Raw genomic sequence first — 16,373 nt, forward strand, 5'->3', positions numbered from 1 at the left:
ATTCATCGGGCGGCCGCGATCGAGATCACCCGGTGCCGTTGCTGGTAGAGGATGAACAGCACGGCGAAGACGAACGGGACGACCTGGTGGTACTGCGCCAGGTCATCGTTGTAGGTGCTGACCTCCATGGCCACGCCCACCAGCACCCCGGCGGCCAGGGCCAGCGGGATCGACCGCAGCTGGGCTATCACGCACGCCGCCAGAGCGGGGATCACCAGGAACACCTGAGCTTCGGGTTGAAGCGTGTTGCTCAGATTCGCCAGTAGCGGCCCCGACACCCCGGCGAGCAGTCCGCTCACCGCCCACGACAGGGTCTCGACACGCCGGACGCGCACCCCCAGCATCGAGGCGAGCTCGCGGTCGTCGGCCAGCGCGCGCATGGCCCGCCCGGTGTCAGAGATCCGCAGGAAGACGATCGTCGCGCCGGTCACGACCAGTGCCAGCGTGAGCGCGACCACCTGGGCCGCGGTGATCCGCGTCTCGCCGAGGTCGAATCCGGCCTGGTCGATCGGGAGGCCCACCGCCCGGATCACGGCCGACTGCGGGAACAGCCACTCGAGGATCCCCAGCAGGACAAGCGCGAAGCCCAGCGTCGCCGTGGCCTTGACCACAGGCTCCCGCGCGGCCAGGAACGGTCCCAGGACCGCTCCGTACACCACCGACAGGGCGGAGGCGGCCAGGGCGCCCACGACGTAGGCGCCCCAGCCGACCTGGCCGCCCGGCGACATGTCCCAGGCCGCGAACGCCGCCACCGCGCCGAGGGCGCCGAACGCCAGGTTGAGCACTCCGGTGGTGCGGAACAGCACGAGCATTCCGACGGCGGACAGCGCGAACATCGATCCGACCCCGACGCCGATGATGGCGAGGCTGAGCATCAGCCCACCAGGCCCTGGGCCTGTTCGGCGGCACGGATGGCGGTCAGGTCGGGGTCCTGGGCATCGACGCAGGACCCGGCCGCCACGTAGACACCGTTCTTCACGATGACCATGCGCGTGCTGTGGTTGGCGTTGTGCTCCGTCGCCTCGCCGTAGTACCAGGGCGCGCAGAGCATGTCGGATCTGTAGTTCTTGATGCCGAGGATCGCCTTGCTCACCGTGGCCCGGTCGATCTTGGCGGGATCCAGCTTCAGCAGTGTCTCGGTAAGGATCTTCGCCGAGAGGAATCCGGCCTGGCTGAACGTGTCACGGGGGTAGCTCGGCTCGCCGTAGGCCTCGAGCACCTGACGCCAGAGCAGATTGTCGGGTGTGGAGGCGTCCACCAGTTGCAGCTCGGAGTTGGCGACGAAGCTGTCGTTCCAGTACGTCCCGATCTGCCCTGGGAGGCTGGCGTCATAACACGATGCCAGGCACGCCCAGTGGAACTTGTCCTTCAGGCCGAGCGTCTGCCCCACCTTGAGGGACGCCACGGCGTCGGAGGCCGGGTCCATGATGAGGAACAGGTCGGGGTCCGCCGACTTGATCCTGGTGACGTACTGCTGGGCGTCCTGGAGTCCCGGGTTGTGCAGCAGTGTCTTGACGACCTGCAGGCCGTTCTGCTTCGCGTATCCCTCCACCCCCTCGACCTCCCAGTCGCCCGTCCCCGGGATCGTCACACCGATCAGCCCGATCCGCTTCGCCTTGCCCTGCGAGGCGAAGTACTGCACCGTCGACAGCGCGGAGATCCGGGGCCCGGCGTTGATGGGCGCGATGTTCGACGAGTGGAAGCAGGACCGGGGGACGCCCACGCCGGTGATGCTGTAAAGGTTCTTCTTGACGTACTGGTCGTTGGCCTGCTGGCAGCCGATGAACGTAGCATCCCCGGCAAGCGCCACGACGTTCGGGTCGTTGGCGAATCCCGCCGCGATCGCCGAGGAGTTCTGCGGGTTGAGCGCGTCGTCGGAGTACTTATAGTCGATGGGCCGTCCGTTGATGCCGCCGTTGGCGTTGACGCAGGAGAAGAAGGCCGACGCGGACTTCGGCGAGGACGTGAAGTCGACGCCGCCGCTCGCGCTCACCAGCGCGCGGATCGCAATGGGCGCCCCGGTCGCCGGTTTGCCGGTGCCCAGGCCGCACTTCACCTGGCTCTTGTCGACCTTCAGGCCCGCCAGCTTGTCCTTGCTGGTCGTGGTCTGGGTGGCGGTCCCGCACGCGGCAAGCCCCACTGTCGCCGCGGCCACCACGGCCCATAGTGTCAGCTTGTTTCGCTTCATGGTGTTCGTGCTCCTTGCGTGGATGTGGCGCTGTGCGAGTTGCCCATCGTTCCCAGGGCTCCGCCGTCCACCGGCCAGCCCACCCCGTTGACATAACTGGCGGCGTCCGAGGCCAGGAAGCACACGACAGCGGCGACCTCCTCGGGTGTGCCGGGCCTCCCGGCCGGCGCGCTGCCCGCCATCGCGGCCACTCCCCCGTCGACGTCGCCGTCGTTCAGCGAATGCGCCAGCGACCGGAGCATCCGAGTGTCGATCATTCCCGGCAGTACGGCGTTGACCCTGACCCCCCGCGATCCGACCTCCGCCGCCGCTGTCCTTGTCAGCCCGAGCACGGCGTGCTTGGCCGCGTTGTACGCCCCGGTGAGGGGCAGCCCTCGCGCGCTCGCGAGCGATCCGGTGTTGACGATCGCGCCGCGGCCCTGATCGAGCATGACTGGCAGGACGTGCCGTAGCCCCAGGAAGACACCTTTGAGGTTCACGGCGATCACACGGTCGAAGCCGTCCTCGGGATACTCGGCCAGCGGGGCCACCGGCCCTTCGATGCCCGCGTTGTTGAAGAACGCGTCGATGCTCCCGAACGTCTCGACCGCCCCGGCGACGTAGTCCTCGACCTCCTTGGCCAGGGTCACATCGGCGACGCGGAACCCGACTCCGGCGCCGGCGCGCGACACGGCGTCGGCGACCTGCTCCAGTCGTGCGCCGTCGACGTCGACCAGATACACGTTGGCCCCGCCCGCGGCGAAGCGCAGGGCCGCGGCACTGCCGATCCCGCCGCCCGCCCCGGTCACCAGCGCGGTCCTGCCACGAAAATCCATCGTCATCTCCAAGTCCGTTACCATCAGGTCGCGCGCCGCCGCGGGCCCACGACCAGCCTCCGAAGCCGCTGCTCGACGCCCGCGGGCGTCAGCCCGTAGCGCTCGTAGAGCTGTGCGGGCAGGCCCGCCACGAGCCGCTCGTCCGGCAGCCCTTGCAGGGCCAGATGTGCGACGACCCCGTGCCTGGCAAGCACCTCCGCGACTGCCGTACCGAGCCCGCCCACGACGTTGTGCTCCTCGACGGTGAGAATCCGCCCGGTACGGCATGCCGCCTCGACGATGGCCTCCTCATCGAGCGGCTTGAGATACAGCGCGTCCAGCACCTCGACCCGGATGCCCTCCTCGGCCAGGCGATCGGCCGCCTCGGCCGCGGCCTGGACGCCCCTGCCGGTGGCGATCACCGTGGCGTCGCCCCCGGCCCGCACCGCCACCATGGCGCCGCGCGGGACGTGCGGTTCCGAGCGGTGAACGTCCGATTCCTCCCCGTCTCCGAGACGGAACAGGACCGGACCCGGGTGATCGACGGTCGACCGCAGCAGCGCCCGTGCCGAGGCGTCGTCGCTCGGGGCCACCACGGTCAGGCCGGGAATGGACCGGGCGAGCCCGATCTCCTCGACGGCGTGGTGGCTCGTCCCGAAGTACCCCATCGCGAGCCCCGACCAGGCGGCCAGGACGCGGACCCGCAGCGCGTTGTACGCGAGGTCGGTGCGGATCTGCTCAGCGCACTTCAGCGAAGCGAAGGCGCCCATCATGATGACGTACGGGACGTATCCAGACGCCGCCATGCCCGCCGCGACGGAGACCGCGTTGTTCTCGGCGATCCCCAGATCGAAGAGCCGGTCCGGATGGCGGGCCGCGAAGGCGCCGCCCACCGGCGTGACGGCCATGTCGGGGGTCACCACGACGATGTCGTCGCGCTCGTCGGCCAGATCGGCGAGTGCCCGGCCGATCGCGGCACCGCCGCCCACCTCGGCCGCGCCCATGTTGAAGCTGAACGGATCGGCCATGGCGGCGGCCGCCTGCTCACCGGTCATGCCTGCTCTTCTCCCACCACGTCTTCGCCCAAAAGGTCTTCACCCGAAAGGTCTTCTCTCAGAAGGTCTTCGCCGAGGTCCCTGAGTGCGCGGTCGCGGTCGGCCGGTCCGAGGAAGCCCAGATGCCAGCCCGTGGGGTCCGCCTCCATGAACGACACCCCCTTGCCCTTCAGGGTCCGGGCGACAACGCAGGTCGGAGGGCCGATCGGCTCTTCCGGCAGCGCGTCGAGGGCCGCCGCGAGCGCCTTCAGGTCGTGACCGTCTACTTCGGCGACGCGCCAGCCGAAGCTCTCGAACCGCCCGGCGATCGGCTCGATGTTCATCACGGCCGAGGTGTCGCCGTCGGCACACGAGCCGTTGGCGTCGACGATCGCCACCAGGCCCGCCAGCCCGTAGTGGGAAGCGGCCATCACGGCCTCCCACACCTGCCCCTCGTGCAACTCGCCGTCGCCGAGCAGGACGAAAGTGCGGTGGTCGGAGCCGCGCAGGCGCCCGGCGAGCGCCATGCCGACTCCGACGGACAGGTTGTGGCCGAGCGCCCCGGAGCTGAAGTCGATCCCCGGAGTCGTCATGTCCGGGTGATCGGTCAGGCGGCTCCCGATACGCCCGAACGTGTCGAGCTCCTCCGGCGGCAGGTAGCCGAGGTCGGCGAGAATAGGCCAGAGCCCCACCGCGACATGGCCCTTGCCCAGGAGCAAACGATCCCGGTCGGGCCAAGCGGGCTTCTCCGGGCGCAGCCGCAGCGTCCGGAAGTAAAGCGTGACCAGGATCTCCGTACAGGACAGGGTGCTCGAATAGTGCCCCATCCCGGCCCGGTCGATGAGGCGGATCACCTCGCGGCGCAACCCGGCCGCACGCTGATCCATATCGGCACCCTCCGGCACACGCCCCCGCTCAAGCTGGAGCTCCGCCGGGACGTCGTCGTCGTGGATCTGTGGTCCCCGCACCTGCCCCCCTTACCTTTCTGGCGGCGAGGTCCGCCGCTCTGGCGTAGATGATCCGGGCGGGGAGTCGGGACAGCTACGTGATGAATGCCCAACGAACGCGGCGGGCGCCGTGGGATACCCACAATCGCGGTTCGACCAGCGTTTACGTCCTTGCGCCGAGGCGAAACCGCTACGTAACATCTGAAGCGCTCGCCACACCCTCGATCCGCCGTCCACATGCGAGACAGCGCGGCAGATAGCGCACTGCCGTGCGCTGGCGTGGCCAGGGAGAGGAGCCGATGATGGCGGCGGTTGTAAGGCGTACCGATACCGGCCCGGAGACGGCGGCAGTGTTCCGCGACACCGCGGAAGGGCTCGCGGCGTCCGTCGAGTCCCTGGTCGACGAGGTGTCCACCATCATCATCGACCAGGTTCCCGGCGTGATCGACAGCGCATCCTACCGGCGCAGCAATCTGGCCAACCTGGACATGAAACTCGACCTGCTCAGACACGGTGGCCGCCTGGCCGTTCCGTCACCCCCGCACGAGGCCGTGGTCTACGCGCGCGATCTCGCGTGGCACGGAACCGATCTCTCCGTGCTCATGCACTCCTACGAGGTCGGCCACCGGTACTTCTGGCGCACCTGGACACGGGCCTTCACCGCGCGCGCCGACGATCCGGCACTGCTCGGCAACCTCTTCGAGGCGTCGGCGAGTTTCCTGTTCGATTATTTCGACCAGGTTCCCGCAGCGCTGATCGGTGAATACCGCGCCGAGCTGCAGCGCTGCAAGAATGGGGCGGCGGCCAGGCATGCCGAGCTCGTCTGCAAGCTCCTCGGCGAAACCGAGCAGGACGCCGAGTCGGCCGGGCTGACACTGAGCTATCCGCTCAGCGGCGGGCATGTGGCCCTCCTGCTGGCCGTGCCGGGTGCTCCGCTGACTCCCCATGACGTCCATACGGCTCAGCGTGTCGTCACGCAGTTCGCACGGCGGCTCGGGGCGCGGTCCCTCGTCGTGCAGGCCGAGACGGCGACGCTGTGGGCGTGGGTCGAGGTGCCCTCGAAGATGTCGCCGGACGCGGTCGACGAACTGGTGAACGAGATACGGCCGCCCGACGGTGTGATCATCGCCGCCGGCGACGTCGGTCTCGGCCTGGAGGGATTCGCCGACAGCCACAGGGAAGCCCTGCACGCACTGCGGTTCTGCCAGGATTGGCGGCGTACCGGATCCAGGCCCGTCCGTTACCGTACGATCAGCGCGGTCTCACTGCTCAGCAGCGATCCCAAGCGGGCCGGCCGGTTCATGAACCGGGAGCTGGGCGCCCTCGCGGCCTGCGACGAGGCGACGGAACGCGTGCGCTCCACCCTGCGCGCCTTCCTCGGCGAGAACTGCAACCAGGCCCGGACCGCACGGCGGCTGGGCATTCACTACAACACCCTCGTCTACCGGATCCGCCAGGCCGAAACGCTCCTCGGACACTCAGTGCTCGAACGCCGGTTCGAACTCGAAGCGGCGCTGACGCTCCATGCGTCAATGGTCGAGCGATAGGCCCTGTAAAGACTCCCCAAACCAATTCACCGCACTTGGCGCGAGCGCACATAGCCGCGCGGGAGCCGCGGCGAACACACTTCGCTGACCACCCCGGCGGCACTAGGAGGTCCAACAAGCATGCTCAGGCTGCACGGCAAGGTCGCACTCATCACTGGCGGCGGCACCGGCATCGGTGCCGCCACCGCCCGCAAGTTCGTCGCGGAAGGCGCACACGTCGTGATCATGGGGCGGCGTGAGAAACCGCTGCGTTCGATAGCTGACGAGATCGGAGCCGTGGTCGCGATCGGGGATGCCTCGCAGACCCTCGACGCCCGCCGTGCTGTCGAGACGGCCACCGGCCACTTCGGCGGGCTCGACATCATCGTCGCCAACGCCGGAGGGCACGATGTCGGTGCGGCCCTCGACGTCGACGACGCCGCATGGCAGGCGACGATCTCCGCCAACCTCACCAGCGCCTTCACCATCGTGCGGGAAGGCTTGCGCGAACTGATCCCACGGCAGGGCAACGTCCTGCTGGTTTCGTCGATCGCCGGCCTGGCCGCCGCGCCCGAGGTCGTCGGGTACGTCACGACCAAGCACGCCCTGGTCGGCTTGACACGATCGATCGCCCGCGACTACGGCCGGGTCGGAGTCCGGGCCAACTGCCTGTGCCCAGGGTGGATCCGTACCGAGATGTCGGACGTTCAGATGGACCAACTCGCCGGTCAGCGGCAGATAACCCGCGAGGACGCCTACGGTGTCGTCACCCGGGACGTGCCACTGCGGCGGGCCGGCAGACCCGAGGAAATCGCCACGATCTGTGCGTTCCTGTGCTCGGACGAGGCGTCGATGATAACCGGAGCCGTGATCGCCGCCGACGCCGGGGCGGGAGCCGTCGATCTCCCGACGATCGCCTTCGACCGGACGACCGAGAACCTGGAACTCCCCCATGACTGAGACACCGGAGTTCGCCGGTCGCAGGGTGGCGGTCACCGGCGGAGCGAGCGGGATCGGGCTGGGCATCGTGGAGTCACTGCTGGCCGAGGGCGCCGAGGTGTTCGCGCTCGACCTACGCCCGGGTCCCGCCGGCATCTTCGTGGAGGCCGACGTCCGGGATCCGGTGTCGCTGGAGCGCGCGGCCGAAGCGACGGGCGGGGTCGACGCCCTCGTCGCGTGCGCCGGGGTCCGCGGGCCCGACATCGCGGCGGAGGACCTGCCCATCGATGACTTCGACGCCGTGCTCGCGGTGAACCTGCGCGGAGTGTTCCTCACCTGCCAGACCTTCGGACGCCGGATGCTCGCGGCGGGCGCGGGACGCATCGTCGTCATCGCGTCGAACGCGGGAACCAGCATCGTGCCCGGACCTATGAGGATCATCCACTACAACACCGCTAAAGCCGGAGTCATGGGCATGGTCCGCACGTTCGCCGTCGAGTGGGCCAAACGGGGCGTGCGCATCAACGCCGTTTCCCCTGGCTACACCCGCACGCCCTTCCTCGACCTCGACCCGGACAAACACCAGAGCTGGCTGAACTCGATCCCGGTGGGACGCTTCGGCGAGGTGACCGAGGTCGCCGCAGCGGTTCGCTTCCTACTCAGCGACGGCGCAGGATTCTGTTGCGGCACCGAACTCCTGGCCGACGGCGGCTACACCCTGATCTAGACCATGATGTGCGGAACCGGTGACCGGTGCCTCAGCGAACGGCCCGTAGCAAGCACCAGCTCGCGCAGGCTGGACGGCTTGTCACGAGTTGGCGGCCACCGGACGGCGGCCGACGCCGGCGTAGGGCGCCGTCTCGGCCACCGCCTCGGTCCGGGTCCTGGCCGTTGGTGTCGTCCCAGCTTTCGGGCAGGAACAGCCGCCAGTTCAACGCGGCCGAGCCGGTGTCGGTGACGGCTGTCGGCGTACAGGTAGACATACACCGGCATGTACGCGTAGACGTGCAAGGCGGGGATGGGTCGGCTGAGTGCCCGTTGTGGTAGGCGGGGCCGCCCGCTCAGAGATGATGGGGGCGCGCGTCGCCGTCACTGTTGAGGAGAGGTTGTGAGACGCCTGTCCTCGACTGACCCATCTAGATCTCGCCCTCTTAGTGACTGCCAGTGCTTTGCCGTTTACAGTGTGGAGTTGCATGACTGCATGGCACTCTGCGAGCGAGCCAGCAGCACCAGCCAACCCGCGAGCCGAACGAAGATCAGATAAACCAGCCGTAGCGCCATGGACGCGATCATGCCTGCCAACGCTGAAACGCCAAACCCCCAGGTCAGCCTCAACAGCCGAGTTTCGGGCACCCACACGTTATGTCACCGCGTGGAGCGAGGTGGGCCCGTGGGGTTGTGGCTGTTGTGGCCGTGGCCGGCCTGGTGGGCGCGCAGCCGTGCGCCAGGCCTGGGAATGGGCGGCTCCCATTAAGGCGTAGCCGACAATTCCGATACCCAGGGGGCAGCGAACTCGTCGTCATGTGAAAGGCCCGTCACTATCTCTGCTCCGGCGTCAGGACGTGTCGGGTCCGGTCCCCGAGCCAGGCCGCTTCGAGGATCGCGGTCAGGCTGGCGGTGTCGGTCGGGCCTGGATGGTTCTGGATCAAGCGGGTGACGCCACTGGCCATCTCCGCGAAGCGCGGGAGGTCGGCGCGTGCCACGCCGATGTCCGCCAAGGTGCTAGGGATGCCGATGTCGGCAAGGAGCCCGTCGAGCCAGGTGAGGAACGTATCTGCGGCCTCGGCATCCGAGGCGTCGGTCACGTCGAGCCCGCACACCCCGGCGAGGATGGCCAACCGGTCGCCGATGGCATCCCTGGCCGCGTCCAGCGCGTAGGGCAGCAGCAGCCCGACGCCCAGGCCGTGCGGTGTGTGGGTGGCTGCGCCGATGGGGTACTGAAGAGCGTGCGGAGCCGCGTTGCCTGCGTGGGAAAACGCGAGCCCGGCTAGCATGGACCCATAGGACATGTCCGCGCGCGCGTCCTTGTCGCCTCCGTCCCTGACGACATGGGGCAAGCTGCGGGCGATCCGCTCCGCGGCCAGGAGCGCGTAGTGATCGGTGATGGGGTTGCGGCCGAGGAAGACCTGCTCCACCGGGTCGCGCGGTCCGTGGGCCCGGGGTCGCGCGGTGTAGCTCTCCACCGCGTGACAAAACGCGTCGATGCCGGAGTGGGCAGTGACGGTCGCAGGGCAGGTGTAGGTGAGCTCGGGGTCGACGATGGCGAAGTCGGGCACGATGTGGACGCTGGAGACTCCCACCTTCAGCTCGCGGTCCGGGTCGGTCAACACCGAGACGGGCGTGAGCTCGGAGCCGGTGCCTGATGTCGTCGGGACCGCGACGAGAGGCATCGTCGGCCCCGGCACCTTCGACTCCCCGTAGAAGTCGCGCGGCGTCCCACCGTGGCACCGGATGACGCCGACGATTTTGGCGAGGTCGATCACCGTGCCACCCCCGATGGCGAGGATTACGTCGGCGTCCACCTCTGCGGCGACCGAGACGGCCAGGGCGACATCGGTGAGTGGCACGTCCGGAGTCGCGTCGGCGAACACCCCGACGACTTCGACCTTCTCCCGCACGGCGGCCACGATCTCGGCCACGCCCGGCTGCCCCAGAAGAACCCGGTCGGTCACGATGAGGACTCGCGAGCCACACTCGGCCACCACTCGTGGGATGTTCTGCGCGACCCCTTCGCCCACTATCAGCTGGCGTGGTCCGCGGACGGTCTCAAGCATGTCAGTGCCTCTCTGGAACGTCGGCGGTGATTTGCTGGGCGGACGTCCGGGTCACCTGCGAGACCGGGACGGCGCCGGCAAGGTTGGCGGCCGGGTGGCGCAGGCGCGCGCGCCGGGCTCCCAGACTCGGTCGTGCCCGGGCGCCCTCGGGTCCATCGCGATGAAGACGTCGCCCTTGGTGGGCTGGTCAGTCGGGTCGAGGGTCCCGCGGACATCGTCGCCAAGGGCGGTACGAGTCAAGGTCGCGACCAGCACCTCGATCATGAGCCCGAGGGCATAGCCTTTGGGACCGCCGAAAGGGCTGATCGCCCCATCCACCGCCGCGGCCGCGTCTGTGGCGCGTACACCGGCGGAGTCGACGGCGTCCCCTGGTGCCAGCGGATCCGTGCCGACCATGGCCCGGGTCCCGCCCCACGGGTGGAGGCCGGTCAGGTCATGTGCGCGCAGGGCGCGGTGATCCTCGGCGGGCACCCGGAGCAGCAGGCCGGTCACGGTAGGTCGATCGCCGCGTAGGTGACGTCGAGGTACTCAAGGATGCCCTCGTGCGACCCCTCCTTGCCGATCCCGGACTGCTTCACACCTCCGAACGGAGCTGACGGGTCCGAAATCAGACCACGGTTGATGCCGAGCATCCCCGTCTCTAGCCCCTCGGCGAACCGGAGCGCCCGCTGGAGGTCACGGGTGAAGACGTATCCGGCCAGGCCGTGCTCGGTGTCGTTGGCCTTCGCCATCACCTCGTCGTCGGACGTGAACGAGATGATCGGGGCCACCGGGCCGAAGATTTCCGCCTCCAGCATCCGCGCGTCTTCGGGCACGTCGACGAGGACCGTAGGCGGGTAGAAGTGGCCCGGCCCATCCGGACGCTCGCCGCCCACCAAGACACGGGCTCCGCGATTGACCGCGTCGGCGACGAGCTCGTCGATCTTGGTGACCGAGGCCTCGTCGATCAACGCCCCGACGTCCACGCCGTCGTCGAGACCATGGCCCACCGAGAGCGCGCCCATCCGCTTGGCGAAGCGCGCCGTGAACTCCTCGCGCACCGGCTCCTCGACGTAGATTCGGTTGGCCGCGATGCAGGACTCCCCGATGTTGCGCATCTTGGCCACCATGGCACCGTCGAGCGCGACGTCCAGGTCCGCGTCGGCACACACGATCAAGGCCGCGTTGCCGCCCAGTTCCATGGAGGTGCGCAGCACGTTGTCCGCCGCCTGTCGTAGCAGCACGCGCCCGACCTCGGTCGACCCGGTGAACGAAAGCTTGCGGGTCCGACGGTCGGCCAGCAGTGCTGAGACCACCTCGCCGGCACGCTTGGTTGTCACGACGTTGACGACGCCCGGGGGAACGCCGACCTCCTCCATGATGCGGGCCAGGAACAGCATGGTGAGTGGCGTCTGGGCTGCTGGCTTGGTGATCGTCGTGCAGCCCGCCGCCAGCGCAGGAGCGATCTTGCGGGCACCCATGGCCAACGGAAAGTTCCAGGGCGTCACGAAGACGCACGGTCCGACCGGCCTCGGCACGGTGAGGACGCGATATCCACCAGCGGGAGCGGTGTTGTAGCGCCCCTCGACGCGCACCGCCTCCTCGGCGAACCAACGGAAGAACTCGGCGCCGTAGGCCACCTCTCCCCGAGCCTCCGCGAGCGGCTTGCCCATCTCGAGCGTTATCAGCCGGGCGACCTCCTCGGATCGCTCGGTCAGTGCCCGGTACGTCGCGGTCAACAACTCTGACCGTTTTCGCGGCGGGGTCGCCGCCCACTCCGCCATTGCCTTGCTTGCCACGTCCAGAGCGGCGAGCCCGTCAACGACGTCGGCGTCCGCCACCTCGGCGATGGTCTTGCCGGTGGCCGGGTCCTCGACGACAAAGGTGGCTCCGCTGGCGGCGTCGCGCCAGGCGTCGCCAATCCGGAGCCGCCGGTGCTCGGGGGCCAGGACGTTCATCGGGTCACTCATTGCGTCGCCTCCTGTGATGTTCTTGGTGATGTCCAGCGTGACCTCAGCGATCGCGCCACGCGCGTTGACGAACGGGTCACCCGATCTCGTCGGGGTCGAGGTTGCCGAGCGGGTCAATGTGACCTTGGCCCTGGCTGCAGGGCGACGCCCCGCGCCACCGATCGCCTTCTCGGGCCATGGCTGCTTCAGCGTCGTCAGGCCGTGCTCACCAGTGACGGTCCGCCGAGGCTCGATTGCCACGTGCGGGCGCATATTGACGTCGCCGCCCTGCGCGATTACCTCCCGGCCTCGGACAGCGCCAGCCCGGTGCGCGCATCGAACAGGTGCGCACGGTCCAGGTCGACCGTGACAAGCAGCCGCTCGCCCGGCGTACCGGTAACGGTGGTTCGTGCCTTGACCTTGAGGATCTCCGTCCCCACTCGGACGTCGACCACCGTTCGGTCACCGAGTGGCTCAAGGCCGTAGAGCTCACCCGACAACGACGCGTCCCCACGCTGCTCGACGGACAGGTCCTCCGCGCGCAGGCCCAGCAGCAGCGGACGACCGTCCTCAGCCGTGGTCCAGCGGGGCCGCGGCAGCGTCCAGCCTTCCGCCCCGACCAGACGATCTCCCTCGGCGTGGCAGGCGAGCAGGCTGATCGGCGGGCTCCCGACGAATCCCGCGACCCACTGGTTGGCTGGACGCTCGTACACCTCGGCCGGCGTTCCGACCTGTTGCACCTTCCCCTCCTTGAGGACCGCGACCTGGTCGGCCATGGACAGGGCCTCGACCTGGTCGTTGGTCACGTAGACGAAGGTTGCTCCGAGGCTCCGGTGGATGCGGGTGAGCTCGGTGCGCATCTCGACGCGGAGCTTGAGGTCGAGGTTCGTCAGCGGCTCGTCCATGAGAAACGCGCGTGGGCGACGGACCAGTGCCCGGGCCAGGGCGACACGCTGCATCTCACCGCCCGACAACTGCGCCGGACGACGCTGCAGCAGACGTTCGATGTGCAGCAGGCTCGACATCTGCTCGACGGCAGCGGCGATCTCGCTCGAAGAACAGCGGCGTGCCCGCAGCGGCGAAGCGATGTTCTCGTACGCCGTGTGTCGAGGGTAGAGGGCGTAGTTCTGGAAGACCATGGCCAGGTCGCGTGCGGCCGGGGCGTCACCGGTCGCGTCCCTCCCGTCCAGATGCACCGACCCGGCGTCAAGCTTCTCAAGGCCGGCGATCGCTCGCAGGGTCGTCGTCTTGCCTGCCCCGGAGGGTCCGAGCACGACGAAGAACGATCCGTCCGGTACGTCCAGCGTCACCCCGTCCAGGGCCTGGACTTTACCGAAGGACTTGCACAGCCCGTGCACTGCCACGGTTCCCATCAGGCCACCAGCTCTTCCGTGCTCACGTCGTAGACCGCCGGGGTCCCGCCGGTGTGCCGCAGCCCGACCGGTGCGTCAGCGGCGAAACGGACAGTCGGTGGCATCCGAACCCGTACGTCGCGCTGGCCGCCGTGGTCAACCACGTAGATGATTTCGTCGCCGAGCCACTCCGCCGAGACCACGCGGGCCGGGACCGAACGTTCCGCCCCTGGTTCTGTGACTTCCAGCGCCTCCGGCCGGACGCCTGCGACCAGACGACGGTCGCGCGGCAGGCCTGGCGGTGGCGTGAGGGCCAGTCCGCCCTGACTGCGCAGCTTCCCGTCGGCCACCTCCACCTCAATCAGGTTCATCGGCGGGGAGCCGATGAACGCGGCGCAGAAAAGACTCGCCGGACGGTCGTAGACTTCCAGCGGCGTGCCGATCTGCTCGACGCGGCCCTTGTTGAGGATGGCGATTCTGTGACCGAGCGACATCGCCTCGACTTGGTCGTGGGTGACGTAGACCATCGTCGTCCCCAGCTCCCCCTGCAGGTGCTTGATCTCCGTGCGCATGTCCGCCCTCAGCTCCGCGTCCAGATTGGTGAGAGGTTCGTCCATGAGGAATGCGCGCGGTCGTCGCACCAGGGCGCGAGCGAGCGCGACGCGCTGCTGCTCCCCGCCGGACAGCCGGCGCGGTCGCCGGTCCAGGAGCGGACCGAGCCGCATCAGCCGGGCGGCCTCGTCGACCCGCTCGCGCACCTCCGCCTTGGGCAGTCCCTCGGCCCGCAGTGGGAACGCCAGGTTGTCGCGGGTTCTCAGATGCGGGTAGAGAGCGTAGAACTGGAACACCATGGCGATGTCGCGCTCGGCGGGCGGCAGGTCGTTGACCAGCGTGTTGCCGATGCGGATGTCGCCCGTCGTCTGCCTCTCCAGGCCGGCCATGGCCCGCAGCGTGGTCGTCTTGCCGCAACCCGAAGGGCCGAGCATCACGAACAGCTCGCCGTCGCCGATGGACAGGTCCACGTGATCAACTGCGACCGTCCCGTCCGGGTAGCGCTTGTGCAGGGCCGTCACCTCGATGCCCGCCATCAGCGTCGCACCGCCCCGAGCGTCACACCGGCGACGAGGTGCTTGCGCACCAGGTAGGCGAAGACGAGCACCGGTAGGGCGAACACTACGGAGGCGGCGGCCACGAGACCCCAGTCCACAGTGGTTCCACCGATGAGGCCGGCGATGGCAGGTGGGGCCGTCCGCACGTTGTCGCTGGAGGTAAGGAAGATGGCGAACACGAACTCGTTCCACGAGAAGATGAGTGCGAAGACCGCCGTCGCGGCGATGCCGGGCAGGAGCAGGGGAAGGGTGAATCGCCAGAACGCCTGCAAGCGGGTGTAGCCGTCGAGCATGGCGGCATCCTCGTACTCTGCGGGCACCTCGTCGACGAACCCCTTCATCATCCAGATCGTGAACGGGACGTTGAACGCGGCGTAGATGAGGATCAGGCCGAGCTTGGTGTCGATGAGTCCGACTTGGCGGTACATGAGGAAGATCGGGATCACGACCACCACGGGCGGCATGAAGCGGGTGGACAGGATGAAGAACAGTTGGTCCTTCTTTGCCTTCACGGCGAAGCGTGAGTAGGCCCAGGCCGCCGGGACCCCCAGCACGGTGGCCAGCGCCGTGGAGACCCCGGCGACCACGACAGAGTTGAGGAACGAGACGGACAAGGTCGAACGACCGCCGCCGGAGGCGACGAACACGTCCTTGAAATGGTCCATAGTGACCTTGAAGTCGAAGAACTTGGCCGGGATGGCGTAGACGTCCCGGTTCTCCTTGATGGACGTCTCGATCATCCACAGCACCGGAAAGAGCATCACGACGGCCAGCACGGTCAGCAGCGCGACCTCCAGCACGGAGCGGCCCCGGCCGCCGAAGCGGCGCGCGGGGGGCGTGTGATCCCGGGCAGGACCTGTGGACACGGCCTCGTCGACGGAGAGGGCCATCAGTCCTCCTTGAGCTTGTTCAAGTAGCGCAGGTAGAGCTGCGTAAGGACGATGACGACGAGGACCATGAGGATCCCGTACGCCGAGGCGGTTCCGGTGTTGAAGCCCAGGAACGCGACCTTGTAGACGTGGAACGACAACGTCTCGGTGGAGACCCCCGGACCTCCGCTGGTGAGGATGTAGACGAGGTCGAACAGCCGGAAGGCCTCGATGGCCCTGAACAACACGGCGATGAGGAGCAGCGGCCACACCAGCGGAAGAGTGATGGTGCGGAACTGGAACCACTCGGACGCCCGATCGATCGAGGCGGCCTCGTACAAGTACTTGGGAACCGCGGTAAGGCCCGCAAGTGCGATGAGCATGATGAACGGCGTCCATTGCCAGGTGTCGACAAGGATCAGGGAAATCAGTGCCGTTCGCTGCCGGGTGAGCCACTCCACCTGCCCCAGGCCGAGCGAGCCGAGCACGCTGTTGATCACGCCGAATTGCGCGTCGAGCATGAATCGCCAGAACAGCCCGACCACGACCGGCGACAGCATCATCGGAACCAAGAACAGAGTGGTCAGCAGTCCTCGCCCGTGCGTGCGCCGTGAGATCAGGTAGGCGATGGCGAAACCGAGCACGGTCTGCAGGGCGACCGCGCCGAACACGTAGATCAACGTCGTCAAGGCCCTCAGGTGGACCTGCGCCGAAGTCAGGATGGCGGTGTAGTTCCCGAACCAGATGAACTGGGCGGGCCCCCCGCGAGTGGCCGAGTAGTCGGTGAAAGACAGGTACAACGCCCACAGCAACGGGAACACCGACATTGCGAGCAACAGCAGCAGCGCGGGGGAGATGAAGGCCACGGCGAGCCCGCGGTCGCTCAAGCGGCGGGACCGACCCGGTGCAGGCG

General features: G+C 68.3%; 15 protein-coding genes and 1 pseudogene. 3 read left to right on the forward strand and 13 right to left on the reverse strand.

Annotated elements, in window-relative coordinates; all coding sequences use genetic code 11:
• Positions 1-2: 2 nt before the first annotated feature.
• From ACTWPT_RS37490 to ACTWPT_RS37510, 5 genes are read right to left on the reverse strand one after another with little or no spacing between them, the layout of a single operon-like run.
• A complete protein-coding gene (locus ACTWPT_RS37490; protein ID WP_443182258.1) occupies positions 3-875 on the reverse strand; it encodes a branched-chain amino acid ABC transporter permease in 873 nt (290 codons plus the stop codon).
• On the reverse strand, positions 875-2,188 hold the full coding sequence (locus ACTWPT_RS37495) for an ABC transporter substrate-binding protein (protein ID WP_443182259.1): 1,314 nt from the start codon (positions 2,186-2,188) through the stop codon (positions 875-877). The genes ACTWPT_RS37490 and ACTWPT_RS37495 overlap by 1 nt, the downstream gene beginning before the upstream one ends.
• Entirely contained in the window at positions 2,185-3,003 is an 819-nt protein-coding gene (locus ACTWPT_RS37500; protein ID WP_443182260.1) for an SDR family NAD(P)-dependent oxidoreductase, read from the reverse strand. Before ACTWPT_RS37500 ends, ACTWPT_RS37495 begins: the two co-directional genes overlap by 4 nt.
• A 23-nt stretch (positions 3,004-3,026) precedes the next feature.
• On the reverse strand, positions 3,027-4,037 hold the full coding sequence (locus ACTWPT_RS37505) for a transketolase family protein (protein WP_443182261.1): 1,011 nt from the start codon (positions 4,035-4,037) through the stop codon (positions 3,027-3,029).
• Entirely contained in the window at positions 4,034-4,903 is an 870-nt protein-coding gene (locus ACTWPT_RS37510) for a transketolase (RefSeq protein WP_443182262.1), read from the reverse strand. The genes ACTWPT_RS37505 and ACTWPT_RS37510 overlap by 4 nt, the downstream gene beginning before the upstream one ends.
• 362 nt (positions 4,904-5,265) lie before the next feature.
• On the opposite strand from ACTWPT_RS37510, the gene ACTWPT_RS37515 reads away from it, so the two are divergent.
• The 3 genes from ACTWPT_RS37515 (at position 5,266) to ACTWPT_RS37525 (ending at position 8,155) form a co-directional block, all read left to right on the forward strand.
• Positions 5,266-6,510 carry a PucR family transcriptional regulator gene (locus tag ACTWPT_RS37515; protein ID WP_443182263.1) on the forward strand — a complete coding sequence of 415 codons (1,245 nt, stop codon included), beginning with the start codon at positions 5,266-5,268 and terminating at the stop codon, positions 6,508-6,510.
• A gap of 120 nt (positions 6,511-6,630) precedes the next feature.
• Complete coding sequence (locus tag ACTWPT_RS37520) at positions 6,631-7,449, forward strand: SDR family NAD(P)-dependent oxidoreductase (protein ID WP_443182264.1); 819 nt, start codon at positions 6,631-6,633, stop codon at positions 7,447-7,449.
• Entirely contained in the window at positions 7,442-8,155 is a 714-nt protein-coding gene (locus tag ACTWPT_RS37525) for an SDR family NAD(P)-dependent oxidoreductase (protein ID WP_443182265.1), read from the forward strand. Before ACTWPT_RS37520 ends, ACTWPT_RS37525 begins: the two co-directional genes overlap by 8 nt.
• Positions 8,156-8,186: 31 nt before the next feature.
• On the opposite strand, the pseudogene ACTWPT_RS37530 reads toward ACTWPT_RS37525, so the two are convergent.
• The 8 genes and pseudogenes from ACTWPT_RS37530 to ACTWPT_RS37565 all read right to left on the reverse strand — a co-directional run.
• Positions 8,187-8,420: pseudogene (locus ACTWPT_RS37530) on the reverse strand (hypothetical protein); the annotation flags it as partial.
• A gap of 546 nt (positions 8,421-8,966) precedes the next feature.
• Complete coding sequence (locus tag ACTWPT_RS37535) at positions 8,967-10,202, reverse strand: iron-containing alcohol dehydrogenase (protein ID WP_443182266.1); 1,236 nt, start codon at positions 10,200-10,202, stop codon at positions 8,967-8,969.
• 51 nt (positions 10,203-10,253) lie between these two features.
• Entirely contained in the window at positions 10,254-10,694 is a 441-nt protein-coding gene (locus ACTWPT_RS37540) for an Ldh family oxidoreductase (RefSeq protein ID WP_443182267.1), read from the reverse strand.
• Positions 10,691-12,151 (reverse strand): NAD-dependent succinate-semialdehyde dehydrogenase, encoded by a 1,461-nt coding sequence (locus ACTWPT_RS37545; protein WP_443182326.1) that lies wholly within the window; start codon positions 12,149-12,151, stop codon positions 10,691-10,693. Before ACTWPT_RS37545 ends, ACTWPT_RS37540 begins: the two co-directional genes overlap by 4 nt.
• A gap of 275 nt (positions 12,152-12,426) precedes the next feature.
• Positions 12,427-13,503, reverse strand: a complete 1,077-nt coding sequence (locus ACTWPT_RS37550; protein ID WP_443182268.1) for an ABC transporter ATP-binding protein — start codon at positions 13,501-13,503, stop codon at positions 12,427-12,429.
• Positions 13,503-14,570 carry an ABC transporter ATP-binding protein gene (locus tag ACTWPT_RS37555; protein ID WP_443182269.1) on the reverse strand — a complete coding sequence of 356 codons (1,068 nt, stop codon included), beginning with the start codon at positions 14,568-14,570 and terminating at the stop codon, positions 13,503-13,505. Before ACTWPT_RS37555 ends, ACTWPT_RS37550 begins: the two co-directional genes overlap by 1 nt.
• A complete protein-coding gene (locus ACTWPT_RS37560; RefSeq protein ID WP_327585834.1) occupies positions 14,570-15,481 on the reverse strand; it encodes a carbohydrate ABC transporter permease in 912 nt (303 codons plus the stop codon). Before ACTWPT_RS37560 ends, ACTWPT_RS37555 begins: the two co-directional genes overlap by 1 nt.
• On the reverse strand, positions 15,481-16,347 hold the full coding sequence (locus tag ACTWPT_RS37565; RefSeq protein ID WP_443182270.1) for a carbohydrate ABC transporter permease: 867 nt from the start codon (positions 16,345-16,347) through the stop codon (positions 15,481-15,483). The genes ACTWPT_RS37560 and ACTWPT_RS37565 overlap by 1 nt, the downstream gene beginning before the upstream one ends.
• Positions 16,348-16,373: the final 26 nt, after the last annotated feature.

Origin of the sequence: Nonomuraea sp. 3N208, assembly GCF_052245935.1 — a bacterium.
GTDB lineage: Bacteria > Actinomycetota > Actinomycetes > Streptosporangiales > Streptosporangiaceae > Nonomuraea.